The sequence below is a fragment of the Microcystis flos-aquae FACHB-1344 genome (genome assembly GCF_014698375.1).
Lineage (GTDB): Bacteria > Cyanobacteriota > Cyanobacteriia > Cyanobacteriales > Microcystaceae > Microcystis > Microcystis aeruginosa.
On sequence record NZ_JACJSW010000199.1, the window covers coordinates 1 to 18,703 of the forward strand.

Genomic DNA, 18,703 nt, shown 5'->3' on the forward strand with positions numbered 1-18,703 from the left:
CAGAACAGAGTAAATCTGTTAAGGCAGGTGCGAAAAATCCTTCGGGAAAGAAGCAGAAACCTAAATCGTGAGGTTTGGGAATCACCGTCCGTTTACGGCGGTGAGGATGTCAAAATTAAAGAAACATCTATACTGATAGCCGGTTAATTTTTATGAAAACTGTTGCCGATACGGACCTGCAAAGGCTAGAAGACTTAATTATCAACGGACAAAAAGCGATCGAGACTCGTTTCACGGCGATCGAGACTCGTTTCACGGCGATCGAGAATAGTATCGTCGAAATTAAGGCTGATATTGGCGAAATTAAAGCTGATATTAAGGAAATCAAGCAAGATGTTAAATCCCTAGAGATAGGACAGGCAAAATTAACCGAAAGAGTCGAAGGGATGGATAATCGCCTCAAAATAGTGGAGGGCAGTCAAAAAAATCAAATTTGGGCATTGATAACCATTTTAGGGGGTTCACTGATTACCGCTTCCGTCGGTTTGCTGATCGCTATTTTACGCTTTGTCTTGTTTAAGTAAAAAATTATCTTTATGGATGAAACTAAAACCGAAATAAATCAAGAAATCGACTCAGAAACCGAAAAAATTGAGCCATCAGCCTCGGTAATGTCGAGATACGCCCAAATCCACCTAAAAAGTGAGGGTGAGAAATTGGTGCTAATTTTGCCCAAAACCGGCGCCGGGGAGACAAGTCAGGATTGGACAGATATCTTGACAGGATTAAAATATTATCTCCGTAATAGCGGCCAAAACTGCCCCGCTAGAACACCAGTACACCTAAGGGCCAACGATCGCCTGATGGATACGCGCCAACTACAAGCGATCGCCACAATTTTAGACAGTGCCGAATTACCCCTGCATACCATCCAAACCCAAAGAAGACAAACCGCAGTAGCAGCGGCAACCATGGGTTACAATGTCGAACAAATGCGCTCGAATCCGACGGTTTTCGGGGACGAGCAACCGCTGCCATCCCTCCTCGCCGAACCTTTGTACTTAAAAACCACCCTGCGATCGGGTGTAGAAATCCGTCACCCGGGTACAGTTATAGTCATGGGCGATGTCAACCCCGGCGGCTCGATCGTCGCTGATGGCGATATATTAGTTTGGGGGAGTTTACGCGGTGTGGCCCATGCTGGATTCCGCGGCGATCGAGCAGCGGTAATTATGGCCCTGCGAATCGACTTAACTCAACTGAGGATCGCTGAATTAGTGGCACGCGCTCCGGCTTTAGATAGCGATCGCATGGAACCAGAAATTGCCTGTATCAGCGAAGGAGGAATCCGCATCATTGGGGCTTATAATTTTTCCAGAACCTACACCTTTAAAGATAAAGTGGGATGGGTCGAAAAAAAGTGATCAGTGACCGGTAAACAGTGATCGGTAAACGGTGATTCAGTGACCAGTAAAAATAGGGATTAACTGCGTTGAGATGAAAAACTCTATCAAACCAATAACTGATAGCTGATAACTGATAACTGATAGCTGATAACTGATAACTGATAACTGATAACTGATAACTGATATAAATTATGGCTCGTGTAATTGTGGTGACATCGGGAAAGGGAGGAGTCGGTAAAACGACAGTCACGGCGAACTTAGGTTCAGCTTTATCTCAATTAGGCTGTCGAGTCGCCCTTGTCGATGCCGATTTCGGACTGAGAAATCTCGATTTATTGTTAGGATTAGAACAGCGTATCGTTTATACTGCCCTCGATGTGGTGGCGGGAGATTGTAGCCTTGATAAAGCTTTAGTTAAGGATAAAAGACAGGAAAATCTGGTCTTATTACCGGCGGCACAAAACCGCACCAAAGAGGCAATTACTGCCGCTCAAATGAAGGATTTAGTCGCCCAATTGTCAAAAAGTTATGACTATGTATTGATTGATTGCCCAGCAGGAATTGAAATGGGTTTTCGCAATGCGATCGCCGCTGCTCAAGAGGCGATCATAGTTACTACCCCAGAAATGTCGGCGGTGAGAGATGCCGATCGGGTGGTGGGATTACTAGAAAGCGAAGACATCAAGAGTATCCGTCTGATTGTCAACCGGCTGCGGCCAGAAATGATCCAACTTAACCAGATGATCAGCGTCGAGGATATTCTTGACTTATTGGTAATTCCCCTTTTGGGGATTATTCCCGACGATCAAAGAATTATTATTTCCACTAATAAAGGGGAACCATTAGTATTAGAGGAGAAGACCTCTCTCCCCTCCATGGCCTTTAGAAATATTGCCCAACGTTTACAGGGTCGCGATGTGCCGTTTCTAGATTTAATGGCCGGTCAGGAAGGTTTTCTTACCCGTCTGCGTCGTCGCTTATTTGGGCCTTAAACTCTCTCATCTCAACCCCTTAACCTACTATGAATGACCTGATCGATAAACTCCTCGCATGGCGCGGTTCGGGTAAAAGTGGCGACCAAGCTAAAAAACGCTTAAAACTTATTCTGGCCCATGATCGCGCCGATCTTAGTCCCGAACTTCTCAATATGATGCGTCAAGAAATCTTAGAAGTGGTCAGTCGTTATCTTGATATCGACACCGAGGAAACCGAGTTACTTCTAGAAAGTGACCAACGAACTACAGCCCTGATTGCTAATTTTCCGATTCGTCGGATCAAACGCCGTCCTTTAACCGAGAAATTGCCATGAAAACTCAACCGATCGAGCTTTGGCTTAGTCTAGCGGTCAGTCCCTTTCTTTTATCCTACTTGGGACTACGTTCTATTAATAATTGGTTGATAGAAGTCGGGAAAGACAGCGAGGAAATCTTTCGGGGCGATCGCTTGCCCCTTCTCAATATTCCCGATCAGTTACCGGTCAACAGTGACCAATAATCTTTTCTAGAAAAAGTTACCGAAAAAAAGTCCTTTTGCCCCCTGAAAAGAGGCAAAAATAGTGAAATTTTTGTTAAAAATAGGAAAAAATGTGATTCTTTGGGATATAATCTCATTTCTGACCAACCCTAAGAACTAATCCCGATAGATCAGCAATTGAATTACAGCGTTTTTCATTTCAACAAAGTACATCCCGATATATCGGGGAACAGGGGATAGGGATTTAGGGAGATAGGGATTTAGGGAGATAGGGAAATTTCAGCCCCACTGCCCCACGACCCCAACACCCCACTCCTGACTCCTGACTCCTGACTCCTAACTCCTAACTCCTAACTCCTTTTCACTTTTTACTGAAATTATGAGCGTCCTTGTCCCCTCGACCGAAACCGAACAGGATATTTTCACCACTTCCAACCTGTTTCTGCAGCAAAGACTGAAATTAATCGAAGATTTATGGAAAGAAGTCTTAGTCTCCGAATGTGGTCAAGAATTAGTCGATTTACTGGAATTACTGCGCCATCTCTGTTCTGAGGAAGGACAAGTGACCGATGATAGTCCGGAAGCAATGATCGCCAAAATGATCGAAGACTTGGAACTAGGGGAAGCGATCAAAGTTACCCGCGCTTTTGCCCTCTATTTCCAGTTAATAAATATAATCGAACAACACTACGAACAAAGGGATCAGCAACTACTGCGACGGACGGTGATCGGGGAAGAAAACGAAAGTCCCAAGGCTGACCCAACGCAAAAAAGCCTTTTAGCCACCATTGTCGGGGCTGATTGGCTGGAAAAAACCCTGAACGAGTCCGATCACTCCACCCCAAAATCGGGACTATTTCACTGGTTATTTCCCTATCTCAAACAGGTGAACGTCCCCCCCCAGGAAATCCAGCGTCTTCTCGATCAATTAGATATTCGTCTGGTTTTTACGGCCCACCCCACGGAAATTGTCCGTCATACCATTCGCATTAAACAGCGCCGCATCTCGGGCATTCTCGAAAAACTCGACCAAGCAGAAGAAATCTTTCGCAGTATGGGGTTAACTAACTCCAGAGAAGCACAAACAGTCACCAAACAGTTAAAAGAAGAAATTCGTTTTTGGTGGCGAACAGATGAACTACACCAATTTAAACCCACCGTCGTCGATGAGGTGGATTATGCCCTGCACTACTTCGATGAAGTTCTCTTCGATTCCCTACCCCAGTTAACCCTGCGTCTGCAGCAAAGTCTAGAATCCTCCTTTCCCCGTTTACGAGCGCCGAAAAATAACTTCTGTCGCTTCGGTTCTTGGGTCGGGGGAGATCGGGATGGCAATCCCTCCGTTACCCCCGAAGTCACCTGGAAAACCTGCTGTTATCAGCGCAATCTCGTTATTAAAAAATATCTCGATGCTATTCGCGACCTGACCAGTATTTTAAGTGCCTCCCTGCACTGGTGTCACGTCTTGCCGGAGTTACTGGACTCCCTGGACAGAGATAAACAGCAAATGCCCGAAATCTATAGCCAGTTAGCAATCCGCTACCGTCAGGAACCCTATCGCCTCAAATTGGCCTTTATTCAAAAACGTCTGGAAAATACCCGTGATCGCAATGATCGCCTTAATGACCCGGAAGAACGACAATTATTAACTAAACTCAACGAAACCAACATCTATCGCTCTGGTTCCGAGTTTTTAGCCGAATTACAGCTATTAAAGCGCAGTCTCTTGCAAACCGGTCTTTCTTGTCAAGAACTCGATCGACTGATCGCCCAAGTGGAGATTTTTGGCTTTGTCCTGACTCAGTTAGATTTTCGGCAGGAATCCACCCGTCACGCCGAATGTATCGAAGAAATCGCCGAATATCTCGGAGTTTTACCCAAACCCTACGGCCAATTAAGCGAATCAGAAAAAATCGCCTGGTTAGTGGGGGAATTAAAAACCCGTCGCCCCTTAATTCCCCGGGAAATGCCCTTTTCGGAAAGAACCTGCGAAACCATTGAAACCCTGCGAGTTTTAAGAAGTCTGCAAGGGGAATTTGGCTTGGAAATCTGCCAAACCTACATTATCAGCATGACCAACGAGGCCAGCGATGTGCTAGAAGTGCTGTTATTAGCCCAAGAAGCTGGTTTATACGACCCCGCCACTAGCCGCAGTTCCCTCCGCATCGTTCCCCTCTTTGAAACCGTCGATGACCTCAAACACGCCCCCGGCATCATGCAGACTTTGTTTGAATTGCCCCTCTACCGGGCAGCCCTAGCCGGCGGTTACGACCATTTAGGGGCTTTAAACGGGGAGGACGTGACCCCGGAACCGGCCATCCTCGAACCGGGTAATTTACAGGAGATTATGGTGGGTTACTCCGATAGTAATAAGGATTCTGGCTTTTTAAGCAGTAATTGGGAAATTCATAAGGCCCAGAAGGCTTTACAAAAAACCGCTAAACAATACGGCGTGGATCTACGTCTTTTTCATGGCCGGGGCGGTTCCGTCGGTCGCGGTGGTGGACCGGCCTACGCCGCTATCCTCGCCCAACCCCGGGGAACGATTAACGGTCGCATTAAAATCACCGAACAGGGCGAGGTTTTAGCCTCGAAATACTCTTTACCAGAATTGGCCTTGTATAACCTCGAAACGGCCGTAACGGCAGTCATACAGGCAAGTTTACTGGGCAGTGGTTTTGATGATCTCGAACCCTGGAATCGCATCATGGAGGACTTGGCCACCCGTTCACGGCAAACCTATCGCAGTTTGATTTATGAAGAACCGGACTTTTTAGACTTCTTTCTGTCCGTAACTCCCATTCCTGAAATTAGTCTTTTACAGATTAGTTCCCGACCGGCGCGCCGGAAAAGTGGTCAACAGGATTTAAGTACCCTGCGGGCAATTCCCTGGGTATTTAGTTGGACTCAAACCCGTTTTCTTTTACCTGCTTGGTATGGTTTAGGGACAGCTTTACAGATGTTTCTCGATGATTCTCCTAACCGAAATTTGGAATTGTTACGCCATTTTTATCACAAGTGGCCTTTCTTCCAGATGGTGATTTCTAAGGCAGACATGACTCTATCGAAGGTGGACCTACAGATGGCCTATCACTACGTCAGTGAACTTTCTAAACAGGAAGATCGAGAACGTTTTCAACGTCTGTTTGAAAGGATCAAAGAGGAATATAATCGCACTAGCGAGATTGTTCTCCAGATCACCGGCGAGAAACATTTATTGGATAATGATCCGAATTTACAGCGCTCGGTGCAGTTACGCAACGGTTCGATCGTTCCCCTCGGTTTCCTACAGGTGTCTCTCCTCAAGCGTTTACGTCAATACAATAGTCAAGCCCAATCTGGTGTGATTCATTTCCGCTATTCTAAAGAGGAGTTATTAAGGGGTGCTTTAATGACGATTAATGGTATTGCCGCAGGGATGAGAAATACCGGTTGATTACAGATAATTAATGGTAGTTTTCGGGTGGTTATCTTGAAGGTAATCCACCCTATTTTTGGGAGTTGTCAACTTTTTGTAGAACTTCTACTAATACTAAATCCGTTGAGTAACGCACAGAAAACGGGTTTCTCGGAGAAACCCGTTTTCTACTCATGCACTCATGCAAAAAGGGGAATAAATAATCAGTCTTTAATAACCAGATTTAGTATAAGTTGTTATTTTTAAAGGGAAAATCACCGCTAAAATTGGGCATTACTTCCGATTTTATCACTCAATCCAAGCTTTTGGGGGGTAGAACCCCCCAAACCCCGTAGCGTATTAGCTTTTCGGTGGGATGCTTACAGGCAGCTGCTGATCCATTTGTAATTGTTTAAAAGTCACTGATAATTGCTGATTATCGGTATTTCTGCAAATGTGAGATGCACCCAATCTGCTTAACCCGAACTGACGTTAATATTACTATCACTTATTGACTAAAAATGAAGATTTTACCGCTAACAGTTGACAATTGATGAGCGACCCCGAAGAGAAGCAATTAAGCTCACCGGTGTGTCGGAAGATTAGAGATTGTGCCAAAATGGAGAAAGTGACCCAATGATTACAGGTAAATTGTTAAAAAAAGGATCGAGTAACCGTGACTGATACGAACTTAGATATACTATCCCTGACGGATCCAGCGATCGCAGGGATTCTGCAAAAAGAACTGCAACGTCAAAGAGATCACCTAGAATTAATCGCTAGTGAAAACTTTACCTCGGCTGCCGTCATGGCCGCCCAGGGTTCGGTTTTAACCAACAAATACGCGGAAGGACTGCCAAAAAAACGCTACTATGGCGGTTGCGAATACATTGATGAAGCAGAACAATTAGCGATCGATCGGGTTAAACGACTATTTGGGGCAAACCACGCTAACGTACAACCCCACTCTGGTGCCCAAGCTAATTTCGCCGTTTTCCTGACCCTCTTGCAGCCCGGCGATACGATTATGGGCATGGATCTCTCCCACGGGGGTCATCTTACCCACGGTTCCCCCGTTAACGTTTCCGGAAAATGGTTCCGAGTAGTACAGTATGGAGTAAGTCCCGAAAGCGAACGCCTGGACTACGATCTCATCCTTGACATCGCCCGTAAGGAAAAACCCAAACTAATTATCTGCGGTTATTCTGCCTACTCGCGCCGGATTGATTTCGAGAAATTCCGCGCCATCGCTGACGAAGTGGGGGCCTACCTGATGGCAGATATCGCCCATATTGCTGGTTTAGTGGCCACTGGTCATCATCCTAACCCCCTACCCCACTGTGATGTGGTAACTACCACCACTCACAAAACCCTGCGCGGTCCTAGGGGTGGTTTAATTATGACCAAAGACGAGGAATTAGGCAAAAAATTCGATAAATCCGTCTTCCCCGGTACCCAAGGCGGGCCCCTAGAACACGTGGTCGCGGCGAAAGCGGTGGCTTTTGGGGAGGCCCTGAAACCGGAGTTTAAAATCTATTCGGGCCAAGTAATCGCTAATGCCCAAGCTTTGGCAGGTCAGTTGAAAGCTAGAGGGATTAAAATTGTCACCGATGGTACGGATAATCACTTGATGTTACTCGATTTAAGATCCGTGGGCATGACCGGGAAAGAGGCAGATCGCTTGGTGAGTACGATCAATATTACCGCTAATAAAAACACTGTTCCCTTCGATCCCGAGTCTCCCTTTGTCACCAGTGGTCTGCGCTTGGGTTCCCCGGCTATGACCACCAGAGGACTAGGAGAAACGGAATTTATCGAGATTGGCAACATTATCGCCGATATTCTCCTTAATCCAGGTGATGAAGCCCTGAGAACTGCTTGCCGTCAACGGGTAGCGAAACTCTGTGAAAGCTTCCCCCTCTATCCCCATCTCCATATTTCCGTCCCCGCCTTGGCCTAAAACGAGAGATAATAAAAACTCATAATTGGCGATTGTTCTTTGGTCGTCAATTGTGAATTAAATCGCCCCCCAATTCCCATGTCTGGAGATTTATACTATCTAATTGCTTTTCTGATCGCCCATACAGTGGTACTTTGGAGTACCCCCCTCGTCAGAACCGTCGGACTGAAAAGCGGTTACGTCGATAAACCCAACGAAAGGAAGGTCCATGAAAAGCCTATGGTTCGACTGGGGGGAGTTTCGATTTTTGTCGGCGCTTTAACTGCCCTCCTGATCGTTTGGTGGTTGGGAGGGTTTGCCGGTTTAAACAGCGATCGAGAATGGGAAGTGTGGGGCGTAACCCTAGGCGGTTTGGGCTTTTTTCTCATCGGTCTAGCGGATGATCTTTTTAATCTTTCGCCGCTCAATCGTCTGGTAATGCAGTTTAGCGTCGCTTTTCTAGCTTGGCAAGCCGGGGTAAGGATCGATTTCCTGTCTATTCCCTTCGGCGATTTATTACAAATTCATTGGCTAAGTTTACCGATTACTCTCCTCTGGTTAGTGGGGATGGCTAACGCGATTAACTGGATTGACGGTTTAGATGGATTAGCGGCGGGGGTTTCGGGTATATCTGCCGTGGTTATTTTGATTGTAACTTTGGTGATGGGACAACCCGCCGCCGCTATTATCGCCGCCGCTTTAGCGGGTGGGGCCTTGGGTTTTCTGCGTTACAATTTTAACCCCGCCCAAATTTTTATGGGGGATGGTGGGGCCTATTTTATGGGTTTTACCCTCGCGGGTGTGGCGGTGATTGGATTGGCTAAAACCACTGCTGTGACTACTGTTGCCGTTACCGCCGTCCTCTTGCCCTATCTCATCCTCGCAGTTCCTCTCCTCGATATGTCCACGGTGATTATTTCCCGTCTCAAACGCGGAAAATCCCCTTTTGTGGCTGATAAACGTCATTTACATCATCGTTTACTGAAAGCAGGTATCTCTCACCGTCTGACAGTATTATTTATCTACGCCCTAACTCTCTGGGTGGGCAGTTTAGCCCTCGGTTTCTCCAATGTTCCCAGTGGTTGGGGTTTTGCCTTTGGTGCAACTCTCCTCCTCGGTTACGTCGGTTGGCAAGTCTGGCGCAATCGTGGCAGTGAACCGTAAGCCATCTTAAACTAGAAAAAAGATTAATAATTAAGATAGCGGCAGGATAACTCTGGGAGTTTAGCAAATGTCTAACGAAACCGTAACTTATTCCCTTGAAATGGTCCTCAAGGAAATCAAAGACAGCATCAAGGAAGTCAACCACAAAGCTGATAGAATCGATCAACGTCTGACAAAATTAGAAATCGGACAGGCAGAACTTAAAGGAGAAATTAAAGCTTTAGATGAGCGACTAAGCACAAAAATTGACGGATTGACCGCTAGAGTTGCCTATCAAGAGTTTACTAATCGAGGCATTTTGATCGCCCTTGTTGTTGCTATTTTAGGAGGAGCAGCTAAACTTTTTGGGTTTATTGGCAACCCCTAGAAGTTGCCCTTAGCATCATAAATTTTTCCTATCTTATTTTTTCAGCAAGCCCTAATTAAAGTTATCAAAAGTAGGAGTTTAGCAAATGTCTAACGAAACCGTAACTTATTCCCTTGAAACGGTCCTGACAAGGATTGAGGGAAAAATCGACTCTTTACAAAGAGATGTTAATGAGCGTCTCACTAAGCTAGAGATAGGACAATCAGAAATAAGAGGGGATATTAAAGCCCTAGATTCTAAAGTTATGGAAATAGAAAAGCGTATTGACGACCTGAATGCACGGGTGAATATTACTACTAATGGGTTTCTTGGCATTGTCGGAATTTTGGTGACAGGAATACTAGGCATTCTGGGAAAAATCGTCTTTTTCCCTAATCCCTAAAAGTTATCCCTAATGGTAATTCGTCCAGATTTGTTTACTCTACAATTTTCAAGGATACAGAGAAAAATGATCTGCAAAAATCCCTCTTTCCGTTCTCCTCTCTGCGACTGTAGCGCCTCTGCGTGAAACAAAAAATATAACACTCATGCCCGAATCACAGTAATTCTATATTGATTTTCTGTCACCACAACTTCAGTGGATAATCTTTCCTCCATTGGTAAGGCATTTTTTCGCCTATCAAAGATAAATAACCAACCAAAATCTAAACCCAAACGTCCTAAATAAGATTCTAATTGTTCAATTCCATCAGCTTGAGGATCGCGTTTTTTATCCCGCCATACTTTTAATTCAATCCCTAAAATTACATCTTTATAACTCAGACATAAATCCATTCTATCGCTACCAATTGCATATTCCCTTTCTAAAACTCCCCCACCATTAACCACGCGATGTAAAAAAGCCATTAATACTATATGCGGAGCGATTTCATGATATACCGTACTACCTAATAATGGTTCGACCTGTTGTCGCCAAAACTTGAGAAATGCTGTTAATAAAGCATCAATATTTAATTCACCTTTTGCCGTCAACCAACTAGGACTAATTAAAGGTAAACTGTCTTGAGTTTCTTGGAATAAAACGCGGGGAATTACTTCACGATAAATGGGATTAGAAATAACTAATCCTCCCCTTGGATCACGTCGTAATAGTCCTAAATCTATTAAATATTGGCGATCATCTGCTAGGGTATCGGGTAAGGTTTGCCCTGCTAAAATCGGTTCAATAATGTTTTTCACTCGTTTTTCTCTGAGTTTTTCCGCCAAACTATCTAAATGAGTATCCTGACGATTAATTAATATTTCTTTGGCTGTTAAAATGTGTTCTTTGGTAATACCGATATTTCTATCTTTTACCATTTTTTCTACAATTTCTTTAGCTAAAGCATTGACTAACCAAGGTTGTCCTTGAGTTAAATCAAACGCTGTTTCTATAGCTTCTGGTGTGAAAATTTGTCCAGTTGCTGCTGTATGTTGTTGATATAATTCAACCACTTCTGCAAGATTAAAATTTCGCATAGTCAGAGAAGCAACTTTGATATTAAAAGGACTGGATGTATTTAATCTATCACTACCACCAGATGCTACTTTATAATCTCGCACATCTCGCAAACCAATTAATCCTACTGAGGTCGGGAAATTTTCTGGACGATTAGGAAAACCATCTCTTAACTGTCGTAAAACTGATATTAATGTTTGGTCTTGTAAAGAATCAATTTCATCTATAAATAATACTAAAGGTCGGTTTAAAGATTTTGCCCAACCTGTTAAAAAATCATTAATTCTATTTCCTGGTTCTTCCTGTTGCCATTGTTTAACAGGTGGTTGTAATTCTTTGGGTAAGCGGATATTTATTGTATTATACCAAGCTCTTAAAATCGCTAATTCTGCTGCACTGGGATCATGATTAAATGCACTTCCTACTTCCACTGACACCATGACTGCTGCATAATTTCCTGTATTAGTAAGTTGTTGTGCTAGAGCTAACATTGCGGTGGTTTTCCCTGTTTGTCGTGGTGCGTGAAGGACAAAATAACTACGTTGTTGAATTAGCTCCTCTAAATCTGGTAATCGTACTGTGGGAGAGAGCATATAGTGGATATCGTCTTTACAGGGACCGGCAATATTAAACCAGCGAGTCATAGAATTTTGGTAATGAGTGAACAATTTAAGTTTACACTATCTATAATTATGTTGGTATCAAGCAAGATTTTCACAGGTTATGTTTCTCCTTTAAATATTCCCATTTAGCTTGATCTGGATCAAAATCAGGAGGTGCAGGTTGGGTTTTCTCAAACCAGTTTTGCAAAACCTTGATTTTAGTTGGTCTTTTTGGTGTTTCTGGTGCTGGTTCAGTGGTTGGGGTTGTGGTATGATCAAGGGTGTCTGTGGCTGCCCAAACTACAATTTCCACGTTTCTGGGGGGTAAATTCAGGGGTTCGGTAATCAGCAACTTACCAGATTGATCAATTTTTCCTTTGAGTTTGTATGCTTGCATGATGTTTTTTTAGGACTTAAGCAAGACGTGGCTGAACGCCTTATTCTTGCGTAGGGGTAATTCATGAATTACCCCTACTTTCGGTCTTTTTTGCGTAAGTCCTGTTTTTATGATAATCTATTTTTAGATGATATCATATTGAGCAAAATTCCCTCTCTAAATTTGGGTTGAAATTATGATAACTACACTCATCGAACGAGAAGCAGAACCAATTTTAATTAGTGACTTAACCTGGAGAGAATTTAAAGCTGTTGAACAGCTAATTGAGCGCCCAGGGTTAAGGTTATCTTTTTTAGATGGAGTTTTGGAGATTAGAAAAATGCCAGGGAAAAAACAGGAAACTATCAAAAAACGTATTGCTTCTTTAGTAGAAATTTATTTAGAATTTTTGGAATTAGATTTTACTCCTACTGGTTCTGTCACCCTAGAAAATGAATTTGAAAAGGTTAAAAAAGAAGGTGATGAATCTTATGAATTGGGAGCAAATAGAAAACATCCTGATTTAGTGATTGAGGTGGTTGTTAGTAGTGGAGGAATTAATAAACTGGAAGCATACAAACGGTTACAAATTCCTGAAGTTTGGTTTTGGACGAATGATGAGTTATTGTTTTATAGTTTAGGAAATGAGGGATATGAAGCTGTTAGTAAATCGCAACTTTTACCGAGTTTAGATGTAGGTTTATTGATGCGTTGTATTAATACAGAAAATCATGCTCAAGCACTGCGGGAATTTAGAGCAGGGATAAAAATTATTGAACCAACTTAACGGAGGCAGGAGGCAGAGGGCAGCAGGCCGTTTTTGTAACGGGGATTTATGCCCCGCTACAAAAATTTTCGCCTTAAAAGACGAGGTTTTAGACCCGATTTTTTCGATAATTGGGGTCAACTAGAATTTTGGCTAATGGTTGGCGATTATCCCACTGCCTACTTCTTCGACAACTTTGTAGATTTTGTGGCCTCTAGCAACAGCATAATCTTTTAATCGGTCAGCTTGTCTATCTAGATTGTCTTTATTTTCGGCGCTGGAAACTCTTGCATAAATGCCAGCTATCAAGTCGGGTTTTGAATGGTTGTCATCCGTTATGATAATTGTACCAGAAGGCAATTGATAGCCTGTTAAATTCCCTTGTTTCCACCACCTCCAAGCCGTTCGATAACTTATTGCTGCTTTTTTTGCATAGTCTGATAGTTTCCTGTCCACATATTGCCATGCTTGACTATATCTGATTATATTTCTCTTGAAACTTTAAAATACCCTCCGCTCAAAGACAGGGACAACCTTTGATCCTAGCCCATCGATAGAAAAACTACTATTAGGGCCACTGGTAGCAACAAGGTGAACGGTGACAGAACTTAACGGCCTATGATTAAAGAAACGAGGAATCAGAACCCTAAATAAATCCTCGCTCCGCCATTGCCTTGATTCTCCCTGATAATTATGGGACTTTTTGCCCGTCACCAAAACCTCCGTCAGTGGTTTAAATCCCAACACTTCGGACGTAGCGCAACCGATAGTCGTTATGCTTTACTGGTCGCCTGTTTAATCGGAATTCTCTCCGCCCTTGCCGCTATTATCCTGAAATTGGGTATCGGTTGGTTAGGTGGTTGGCGGGTGCATCTAGTAGCCAATTCCTCTCCTTTCCTAGTTTTGCCCCTCGGCGGTTTTCTGCTCGGTTACAGTGCCGGTTGGATTGTCGAACACTTCTCCCCCGCGGCCGCCGGGGGTGGTATTCCCCAAGTAAAAGCGGCCTTAGCTAAATATCCTTTGCCCCTGTCTTGGCGGGTCGCCCTAGTAAAAATGATCGGGGCGATCTTGATCCTTGGCGGTGGTTTAACCCTTGGTCGTCGCGCCCCCACGGTACACATCGGGGCGGCCCTAGCGGCCCAATTAAGCGTCTGGCTGCCCACCAGTCCCGATCACCGTCGTCAGATGATCGCAGCCGGGGCAGCCGCCGGGTTAGCGGCCGGTTTTACTACTCCCATCGCCGGCGTCCTCTTTGTGATCGAGGAATTAATGCGCGATGTCTCCAGTATGACCCTAGAAACGGCGATCGTGGCTTCCTTTACCGGGGCCGTGGTTTCGATGATGCTGCAGAATACCCCCTCGATTATCACTGAATATGCCAATATTAGCTTCTCTGCCCAAGAAATACCCATTTATTGCCTTTTGGGGGCTTTAGCGGGCTTATTGGGGGCTTTATTCAATCAAGGCATCCTTTTTTGTAGTCAGATGCAGCGGCGTTGGCGGTTATCTTTAGCTTGGCGCATCGGTCTGGTCAGTTGCTTATCGGGAACGGTAGTGGCTTTTTTACCCGACTTTTTTCGAGATAATACGGGTTTACGCGAATTTTTGCTGGCAGGGGAATTAAGTTGGCAGAATACCGCCCTCGCTTTTGTGGTCTATTTTTTCCTGACGATGATCTCCTATAGTTCCGGCGCCCCGGGAGGACTGCTCGCCCCCGCTTTGGTGTTGGGATCCTGTTTGGGGTTTCTGGTGGGGGGAATCGAGACGAAAATGATGGGTTTCGGCAGCGAACCTAGTTATACTTTAGCCGGTATGGGGGCTTTTTTTACGGGAGTAGTCAGGGTTCCAGTAACGGCGATCGTGATTGTCTTTGAACTGCATCGCAATTTTAATGTTGTGCTGCCCCTGATGTTGACCTGTGCCGTTTCTTATATCACTGCCGAAAGCATTCACCCCGGTTCCCTCTATCAGCATTTACTTTCCGCTAGTGGTATTATTCTCAACGAGGAAACCCCTGCTAATGATGTGCTGGCCCATCTGTCGGCTATGGATGTGATGCAATCGCAGGTGGAAATTCTGGCGGCAGATTTACCCCTGGGGGAAGTGGTGAAAATTATGTCCCGTTCCCATCATCGCGGTTTTCCCGTGGTGGAACAGGGGCGACTATTGGGGATTTTTACCCAAAGTGATCTGGATAAATGGCGATCAAAAAACAGTCAAACCGTCCTACGGGAGATCATGACTCCCAATCCGATTACCGTGGCCCCCCAGGCAGCTTTAAGCGATGTTTTATTTCTCTTAAATCGCTATCAGCTTTCCCGTTTACCTGTTACCGACGGTCAAAAACTGGTGGGGATCATTACCCGCACCGATATTATTCGGGTGGAAGCCGATCAATTGGGGGGAGTTTGTCAACTGCCCCAACCCAGTACCCCTTCCTATGTGGTTTATCAAACTCGTTCCCCGGCCGTGGGAATAGGCCGGATTTTGTTACCCATTGCCAATCCCGACACCGCTACCGCTTTGTTTAAAATTGCTGCTGCGATCGCCCGTGAACGCAATTATGAGATAGATTGTCTCTATGTGATTACTGTGCCTCGTCTTAGTTCTCCGGCGGAAGTCAGGGTAGATACGCGGGAAGGACGCAAATTACTTCATCGTCTGGAAAGATTAGCCCGACGGCAGAATATCTCTGTTCATACACAAATTTCCGTGGCTCAGGATATCGCCGACGGGATTTTAGCCACGATTCGCGAACGACACAGCAATTTATTAATTATGGGTTGGACGGGGGAAAAATCGACTACTGGGGCGATTTTCGGGTTTTTAGTCGATACTTTGATTGCTGAAGCTCCCTGTGAAACCATCTTGGTAAAATTGGGGACAAAGGATTGTTTTCCCAATGATCTTAATCGGGAAAGGATTTGGCTGATTCCCACCGCCGGCGGTCCCAATGCTCAACGAGCTTTAGCATTATTGCCTAGTTTGCTGTCTTTGTCCGAGTCTTCGGATCATCCCAAACTTTGGTTATGTAAAATTTATTCTCCGACGGAGTTACTGCCAGATCTGTCCACTTTGGAAGTTTTACAAGCATCTTTACAAAAAGCGATCGCACAGATGATCGTGCCTTTACCGATTCCTTCGGCCTCTCCGGCCGAGGCAATAATTAATCTGGTAGAATCGGAAGACTGTTCCTTGGTGCTTTTGGGTGCGTCCAGGGAAAGTTTGCTCAATCAGTTCTTAAATGGCAATATCCCCTCGACGATTGCCCGTGCCGTTAATTGCACTGTGATTCTCGTGCGAGGGGAATTATCAGATTAGTTTATTAGCTAGGCGGAAGCTAAACTTAAACCGAAGGGTACGGTATTGTCAATTTTCGCCCCTTGACTTTCCTCTAGGGAATGGGGGTAGAATATTTCCCCCTCTAGTTGACCATCGGAGTCATCGTCATCCCCATCGCTGATATAAAGGCGTTCACAGGGGATATTATCGGAAAGGATGGCACTGGCCATCATCCCCGTATGAATCTCTAAGAAAGCATCGGCTAGGGTCTCAAATACTAAACGCTGCCCCGGGAAAACCACCCTTTCAAAATACCAGTTAGCAATATTGGTGATGCGAACAATTTGAATATGACTGGTCGCATTGACATAACAACAAAGAATACTATTTTTCTTGCCGTTGGGGAGGGGATCGAGAATCTGTGCCATAGCAATTGGGGTGATCTTAAAGTGGGTTTGTCATCGCTCCTTCACCCTAACATCCTTTGATCCCCGATAGTTGTAAAGATGATTACATTACTCTGATAAAAATCTACCGATCGCTTTTTCTGGTGATAGAAGGCGGTTTTTATTAAAAAATCATTAAATTTAACTACTGCCTAGTTTTGGCTATTTGTCAAGGGGGGAACTACGTTTTTTTGCTGTTTTTCTTGATTTTTTGCTAGGCTATTTATCACTCAATTTTGTTGACGGTTTCAGGATTATCGAAACCGAGGTAATTTTTGTCAAGTTAGATACCTCTTGCTCTTGATCTTATCGATCTGGTTGACTAAAAAGGGGCGGCCTGTGCTGGGACTGATAAGTTTTACAGTGCTGGGGATAATAATCCCTCGATTGTTCGGGGTTTCTAGCCAAATTTCCCCTGAGAATCCCCGTCTTTTGCAAGCGGGGAAATGTCAACTCATCCATACTTGGGACTCTATCAATCGATTTTCCCGGCCGAAGCAGTATTAACTATAAACTTTCTAAAACCTCTTGAGCGGCGGCCAAAGTCCGTTCGATATCGGCCTCTGTGTGAGCTAAAGAAGTAAAACCAGCTTCAAACTGGGAAGGAGCTAGATAAACGCCTCTTTCCAACATTCCCCGGTGAAAACGACCGAATTTAGCCACATCGGCCTTTTTGGCCTCTTCATAGTTATGCACGGGGGTGCCAGTGAAAAACATCCCGAACATGGCACTGATATGACCTCCAAAAACTCTATGACCAGCATCTCTGGCCACTTTCAGCAGCCCTTCAGTTAAGGATTTGGTCACTTTATCGAGATATTGGTAGGTGCCGGGGCGCTGGAGTAACTCTAGGGTTTTAATTCCCGCCGTCATGGCCAGGGGGTTGCCGGATAAGGTTCCCGCTTGGTACATCGGGCCGGCCGGAGCCACCATCGCCATAATATCGGCCCGACCGCCGTAGGCCCCCACTGGCAGCCCACCGCCGATAACTTTGCCGAGGGTGGTTAAATCGGGGGTGATGCCGAATTTTTCCTGAGCGCCACCGTAGGCGATGCGGAATCCGGTCATTACCTCATCAAACATTAATAGGGACCCGTATTCCTTGGTTAATTCCCGCAATCCTTCTAAAAAGCCAGCATCCGGCACGATAAAGCCGGCATTACCCACCACTGGCTCTAAAATCACCCCGGCAATCGAGTCGGGATTTTCGACAAAGAGGGCTTTTACCGCTTCCAGGTCATTGTAGGGGGCGGTTAAAGTGTTGTTAGTGGTGGTTTTGGGAACCCCCGGCGAGTCGGGTAGGCCCAGGGTGGCTACACCAGAGCCGGCTTTAACGAGGAACATATCGGCGTGACCGTGATAACAGCCCTCGAATTTGATGATTTTATCCCGGCCGGTAAAAGCCCGCATTAAGCGCAGGACGGACATACAGGCTTCGGTGCCGGAATTGACAAAACGCACCATTTCAATGCTGGGAACGGCATCAATCACCATTTCAGCGAGAATATTTTCCTGGACACAGGGAGCCCCGAAACTGGTCCCTTTATCTAGGGCATCGTGTAGGGCGGCAATCACTTCGGGATGGGCATGACCACAGATAGCCGGCCCCCAAGTTCCCACATAGTCTATGTATTCGTTACCGTCCACGTCGCGAATATAGGCCCCTTTGACGCTTTCAAAAACGATGGGTTGACCACCGACGGATTTAAAGGCCCGCACGGGGGAACTTACACCCCCCGGCATTAATTTTTGAGCGGCTGTAAAGATTTCTTTCGATTTTGTTGTTTGATACGAAGATGTGCTAACCAATCCTGTCTCCTTGTCTATTTGAGTCTATCGGTTTCGGGGAATGCCAGGAGCTTTGTTTTGTTAACTTCCTGCTGCTTGTTCCATTTTAAAGATCACTGGCCTACATTTGACGCAATTTTTCCCTAGGAAGAGCGCTGGTCGGCTCAAGTCTCGCTCTTCTTGACTTATAGCTTGATGGTTAACAGCTTATAGAATTGGCTGAGAAAGGGCAAAAATTTCACTTTTGACAATTTTTCCACAATCTTTTCAGAATTGCAGTAAAAACCTAGCAATGGGCGAAGTTATTGCTATTGATAGA

The 18,703-nt window shown here is 45.0% G+C and carries 17 protein-coding genes; 12 read left to right on the forward strand and 5 right to left on the reverse strand.

What is annotated here, in order from left to right; translation table 11 throughout:
• Window positions 1-152 precede the first annotated feature (152 nt).
• The 10 genes from H6G48_RS20320 (at window position 153) to H6G48_RS20365 (ending at window position 10,068) form a co-directional block, all read left to right on the forward strand.
• Window positions 153-524: a hypothetical protein gene (locus H6G48_RS20320; RefSeq protein ID WP_190722997.1), complete on the forward strand. Its 372-nt coding sequence runs from the start codon at window positions 153-155 to the stop codon at window positions 522-524.
• A gap of 12 nt (window positions 525-536) precedes the next feature.
• Window positions 537-1,364 (forward strand): septum site-determining protein MinC, encoded by an 828-nt coding sequence (gene minC / locus H6G48_RS20325; RefSeq protein ID WP_190722998.1) that lies wholly within the window; start codon window positions 537-539, stop codon window positions 1,362-1,364.
• 173 nt (window positions 1,365-1,537) lie between these two features.
• On the forward strand, window positions 1,538-2,338 hold the full coding sequence (gene minD / locus H6G48_RS20330) for a septum site-determining protein MinD (protein WP_147069275.1): 801 nt from the start codon (window positions 1,538-1,540) through the stop codon (window positions 2,336-2,338).
• Between the two features lie 29 nt (window positions 2,339-2,367).
• Window positions 2,368-2,655 (forward strand): cell division topological specificity factor MinE, encoded by a 288-nt coding sequence (minE, locus tag H6G48_RS20335; RefSeq protein ID WP_004160373.1) that lies wholly within the window; start codon window positions 2,368-2,370, stop codon window positions 2,653-2,655.
• Window positions 2,652-2,840, forward strand: a complete 189-nt coding sequence (locus H6G48_RS20340) for a hypothetical protein (protein WP_002761679.1) — start codon at window positions 2,652-2,654, stop codon at window positions 2,838-2,840. Before minE ends, H6G48_RS20340 begins: the two co-directional genes overlap by 4 nt.
• A 358-nt stretch (window positions 2,841-3,198) precedes the next feature.
• Window positions 3,199-6,255, forward strand: coding sequence for a phosphoenolpyruvate carboxylase (ppc, locus tag H6G48_RS20345; RefSeq protein WP_190722999.1), 3,057 nt, complete (start codon window positions 3,199-3,201; stop codon window positions 6,253-6,255).
• Between the two features lie 637 nt (window positions 6,256-6,892).
• A complete protein-coding gene (gene glyA / locus H6G48_RS20350) occupies window positions 6,893-8,176 on the forward strand; it encodes a serine hydroxymethyltransferase (RefSeq protein WP_147069279.1) in 1,284 nt (427 codons plus the stop codon).
• 78 nt (window positions 8,177-8,254) lie between these two features.
• Entirely contained in the window at window positions 8,255-9,319 is a 1,065-nt protein-coding gene (locus H6G48_RS20355; protein ID WP_002732067.1) for a glycosyltransferase family 4 protein, read from the forward strand.
• A gap of 67 nt (window positions 9,320-9,386) precedes the next feature.
• Window positions 9,387-9,686, forward strand: coding sequence for a DUF4164 domain-containing protein (locus tag H6G48_RS20360; RefSeq protein ID WP_190723000.1), 300 nt, complete (start codon window positions 9,387-9,389; stop codon window positions 9,684-9,686).
• 85 nt (window positions 9,687-9,771) lie between these two features.
• Window positions 9,772-10,068, forward strand: a complete 297-nt coding sequence (locus H6G48_RS20365; RefSeq protein ID WP_002751121.1) for a DUF4164 family protein — start codon at window positions 9,772-9,774, stop codon at window positions 10,066-10,068.
• Window positions 10,069-10,211: 143 nt separating this feature from the next.
• Here the strand turns inward: H6G48_RS20365 and H6G48_RS20370 are convergent, their stop codons facing one another.
• Together H6G48_RS20370 and H6G48_RS20375 are read right to left on the reverse strand one after the other, a co-directional pair.
• Window positions 10,212-11,768 carry an AAA-like domain-containing protein gene (locus tag H6G48_RS20370; protein WP_190723001.1) on the reverse strand — a complete coding sequence of 519 codons (1,557 nt, stop codon included), beginning with the start codon at window positions 11,766-11,768 and terminating at the stop codon, window positions 10,212-10,214.
• A gap of 70 nt (window positions 11,769-11,838) precedes the next feature.
• Complete coding sequence (locus H6G48_RS20375; RefSeq protein WP_190723002.1) at window positions 11,839-12,123, reverse strand: hypothetical protein; 285 nt, start codon at window positions 12,121-12,123, stop codon at window positions 11,839-11,841.
• A 175-nt stretch (window positions 12,124-12,298) separates the two neighbouring features.
• Here H6G48_RS20375 and H6G48_RS20380 point away from each other — a divergent pair, with 175 nt between their 5' ends.
• Complete coding sequence (locus H6G48_RS20380) at window positions 12,299-12,889, forward strand: Uma2 family endonuclease (protein WP_012266637.1); 591 nt, start codon at window positions 12,299-12,301, stop codon at window positions 12,887-12,889.
• Between the two features lie 132 nt (window positions 12,890-13,021).
• Here H6G48_RS20380 and H6G48_RS27270 read toward each other — a convergent pair whose 3' ends face one another.
• Window positions 13,022-13,324, reverse strand: coding sequence for a recombinase family protein (locus tag H6G48_RS27270; RefSeq protein ID WP_341275521.1), 303 nt, complete (start codon window positions 13,322-13,324; stop codon window positions 13,022-13,024).
• Window positions 13,325-13,561: 237 nt separating this feature from the next.
• Here H6G48_RS27270 and H6G48_RS20390 point away from each other — a divergent pair, with 237 nt between their 5' ends.
• The gene (locus H6G48_RS20390; protein WP_190723003.1) at window positions 13,562-16,189 is read left to right on the forward strand and encodes a chloride channel protein; all 2,628 of its coding nucleotides are present in this window, start codon (window positions 13,562-13,564) and stop codon (window positions 16,187-16,189) included.
• 8 nt (window positions 16,190-16,197) lie between these two features.
• Here H6G48_RS20390 and H6G48_RS20395 read toward each other — a convergent pair whose 3' ends face one another.
• Both H6G48_RS20395 and hemL read right to left on the reverse strand, forming a co-directional pair.
• Complete coding sequence (locus H6G48_RS20395) at window positions 16,198-16,578, reverse strand: DUF1830 domain-containing protein (protein ID WP_002761692.1); 381 nt, start codon at window positions 16,576-16,578, stop codon at window positions 16,198-16,200.
• Between the two features lie 525 nt (window positions 16,579-17,103).
• Window positions 17,104-18,405, reverse strand: coding sequence for a glutamate-1-semialdehyde 2,1-aminomutase (gene hemL / locus H6G48_RS20400; RefSeq protein ID WP_072923782.1), 1,302 nt, complete (start codon window positions 18,403-18,405; stop codon window positions 17,104-17,106).
• Window positions 18,406-18,703: the final 298 nt, after the last annotated feature.

What these genes read in the sequence shown, in the direction of transcription:
- H6G48_RS20320 (WP_190722997.1), top strand. Translation starts at nt 153, where the DNA reads ATGAAAACTGTTGCCGATACGGACCTGCAAAGGCTAGAAGACTTAATT.
- minC (WP_190722998.1), top strand. Translation starts at nt 537, where the DNA reads ATGGATGAAACTAAAACCGAAATAAATCAAGAAATCGACTCAGAAACC.
- minD (WP_147069275.1), top strand. Translation starts at nt 1,538, where the DNA reads ATGGCTCGTGTAATTGTGGTGACATCGGGAAAGGGAGGAGTCGGTAAA.
- minE (WP_004160373.1), top strand. Translation starts at nt 2,368, where the DNA reads ATGAATGACCTGATCGATAAACTCCTCGCATGGCGCGGTTCGGGTAAA.
- H6G48_RS20340 (WP_002761679.1), top strand. Translation starts at nt 2,652, where the DNA reads ATGAAAACTCAACCGATCGAGCTTTGGCTTAGTCTAGCGGTCAGTCCC.
- ppc (WP_190722999.1), top strand. Translation starts at nt 3,199, where the DNA reads ATGAGCGTCCTTGTCCCCTCGACCGAAACCGAACAGGATATTTTCACC.
- H6G48_RS20355 (WP_002732067.1), top strand. Translation starts at nt 8,255, where the DNA reads ATGTCTGGAGATTTATACTATCTAATTGCTTTTCTGATCGCCCATACA.
- H6G48_RS20360 (WP_190723000.1), top strand. Translation starts at nt 9,387, where the DNA reads ATGTCTAACGAAACCGTAACTTATTCCCTTGAAATGGTCCTCAAGGAA.
- H6G48_RS20365 (WP_002751121.1), top strand. Translation starts at nt 9,772, where the DNA reads ATGTCTAACGAAACCGTAACTTATTCCCTTGAAACGGTCCTGACAAGG.
- H6G48_RS20370 (WP_190723001.1), bottom strand. Translation starts at nt 11,768, where the DNA reads ATGACTCGCTGGTTTAATATTGCCGGTCCCTGTAAAGACGATATCCAC.
- H6G48_RS20375 (WP_190723002.1), bottom strand. Translation starts at nt 12,123, where the DNA reads ATGCAAGCATACAAACTCAAAGGAAAAATTGATCAATCTGGTAAGTTG.
- H6G48_RS20380 (WP_012266637.1), top strand. Translation starts at nt 12,299, where the DNA reads ATGATAACTACACTCATCGAACGAGAAGCAGAACCAATTTTAATTAGT.
- H6G48_RS20390 (WP_190723003.1), top strand. Translation starts at nt 13,562, where the DNA reads ATGGGACTTTTTGCCCGTCACCAAAACCTCCGTCAGTGGTTTAAATCC.
- H6G48_RS20395 (WP_002761692.1), bottom strand. Translation starts at nt 16,578, where the DNA reads ATGGCACAGATTCTCGATCCCCTCCCCAACGGCAAGAAAAATAGTATT.